At 40.1% G+C, this 1,802-nt stretch carries 5 protein-coding genes; all 5 read right to left on the bottom strand.

Annotation, left to right across the window (positions count from 1 at the left end; translation table 11 throughout):
- Positions 1–97 precede the first annotated feature (97 nt).
- Positions 98–322 (bottom strand): hypothetical protein, encoded by a 225-nt coding sequence (locus HT715_RS12175; protein ID WP_055356729.1) that lies wholly within the window; start codon positions 320–322, stop codon positions 98–100.
- On the bottom strand, positions 322–516 hold the full coding sequence (locus tag HT715_RS12495) for a hypothetical protein (RefSeq protein WP_054388383.1): 195 nt from the start codon (positions 514–516) through the stop codon (positions 322–324). Before HT715_RS12495 ends, HT715_RS12175 begins: the two co-directional genes overlap by 1 nt.
- Positions 517–530: 14 nt before the next feature.
- The gene (locus tag HT715_RS11605; RefSeq protein ID WP_138707260.1) at positions 531–1,301 is read right to left on the bottom strand and encodes an ATP-binding protein; all 771 of its coding nucleotides are present in this window, start codon (positions 1,299–1,301) and stop codon (positions 531–533) included.
- Complete coding sequence (locus HT715_RS11600) at positions 1,295–1,453, bottom strand: hypothetical protein (RefSeq protein ID WP_000511763.1); 159 nt, start codon at positions 1,451–1,453, stop codon at positions 1,295–1,297. The genes HT715_RS11605 and HT715_RS11600 overlap by 7 nt, the downstream gene beginning before the upstream one ends.
- A partial coding sequence (locus HT715_RS11595) for a DnaD domain protein (RefSeq protein ID WP_172922978.1) occupies positions 1,441–1,802 on the bottom strand: 362 nt, incomplete at its 5' end. The genes HT715_RS11595 and HT715_RS11600, both read right to left, overlap by 13 nt.

Here is a 1,802-nt window from a genome sequence, read left to right as displayed (position 1 = left end):
TGATCATCTTTCTTGTCCTTTCTTGCTGCACGTTCTCCGATTAAGTAGCCGAGAAATAGCCATAGAATAGCCATGCCAAATTCTTTAATAAGTTCAATCATTTTCTTATCCTCCTGAAAAAAGTTGCTAAATAGTAACAATCCTTCGCACCATAGTCAAACCGTGTCGTCCGCTGACCAATGTGCTTCTGAAACCTTGGCTGAGTGATAGCCGAGAAAGCCCACTGATGATCTTCCATTTGCTCAATGAGATCATCGACATTGTCAAACGTCCCAAGGTAAAACTTGCAGTGCCCGTTGTAGACGAAGTAAAGATTTAACATCACTCCACCTCAACGGGGTAAAAGTTCCCAAAGGAACTCCTCAATGCTTTACCAACCTGTAAGGCTGCCGCCCGAGAAACAAACCGCATGGCTTTCTTCTCCTCTGAACATGAAATGTCCAAGCCAGTCACACCAATAACTGCGGACCTCAGAAACGGCTTATCCTCTCTTGTCCCATGTCTTAAAATAAACATCAGCCACCTCCATTCTAAAAATATTGCTTCCGCTTGTTTGTCAAGTCGTTGAAAACCATTAAATGGTCTTTATCCACACCCTTCATCAGTCTGGACATAAAGGGTCTGCCATATCTTTTCTGAATATTAGCAGAAGTCAAATTGGTGGTAATGATTGTATTTGAACGCTTATTCAGGATATTGTAGAGAATAGTAAACGACCATTCGCTATCCTTCTCCATGCCCAAATCATCCAAAACCAAGAACTTAGCACTGGCAATTTTATTGACCAGAAACTCTTCCTGACTAAAATCAGCTTTAATCTTCATCAACAAGTCAGTCACGTTGATGAAAATAGCAATCTCTTTCGTGTACTCAGATAAAGCTTTTACCATCGCAAAGGCCAAATGGCTCTTACCAGTTCCAGCTTCTCCTTGTAACACGATGTTGTTCCTAGCCCCCTCAGACCACTCACGACAAATCCTCTTTGCAAAAGCTAGCTTTTCCGCTTCTTTTTCAGTGGGTGTCTCAAAGTTGTCCAAAGTCGCATTTTTCAAAACCTCATCATAAAGAGAAAACTTCTCAAGATAGTATTTCCTCTCTCGCTCATTCTCAGCGTCGGCCAGTTCATTCACTCTTGCTTGATTCTCCTCATGGATCCGCTCAGATTCACACATGCGGCATACAACACTCTCAGTCCGCAATATCTTTATCAAAGGAATGTTATGCTTTTCGCAAAACTCATCTTGTTGTTCTGTATTCCTGTGATAAGATAAGGCAATCTCCTCAAACACATTGTCTACCATGACAGACGACCTCCACATTCATGCCAGCTAGCCATTTCAGACAAGCATGCAACCACTTGATGAATTGGTTGGTCTGCTAAAAGAGTTTTCTTCTCGTAGCTTAACGGATAATAGTCAATCTCGAATTGTTCAATTAGTTCTAGTATCCCCATTCGTCCTTGGCCTCCTGTTCTTCTTTCTTATCCTTATTCTTTTTCTCTGATTGACGAACCTGCTCAACAGTGGTAACATTGTTCATCTGCCAATTTCTTAAAATCCCACCTATATATTTGATGTTCGGCTTTCCTGAGTTAATAGCAGTCTTCAGTGCTTCTTTCACCAAATCCACATCATTCTCATTTAGGAGATGGTTGATTTCTTCAATTTCAAATCCAGATAAGAGCCTACGAAATTCAGATTGAAAAAGTTCTAAGATATTTTCTTGACCACCACTACTAGTAGTAGTAGTTATTCTTTTCTTATTCTTATCTTTATCTAATCTATTCTTATTCTTATCTTTAT

It is taken from the genome of Streptococcus sp. 4155, from assembly GCF_013276695.1.
Classification (GTDB): Bacteria; Bacillota; Bacilli; order Lactobacillales; family Streptococcaceae; genus Streptococcus; species Streptococcus pseudopneumoniae.
Note: the sequence above shows the minus strand (reverse complement) of the source record. Positions and strands in the feature narration are given on the sequence as shown.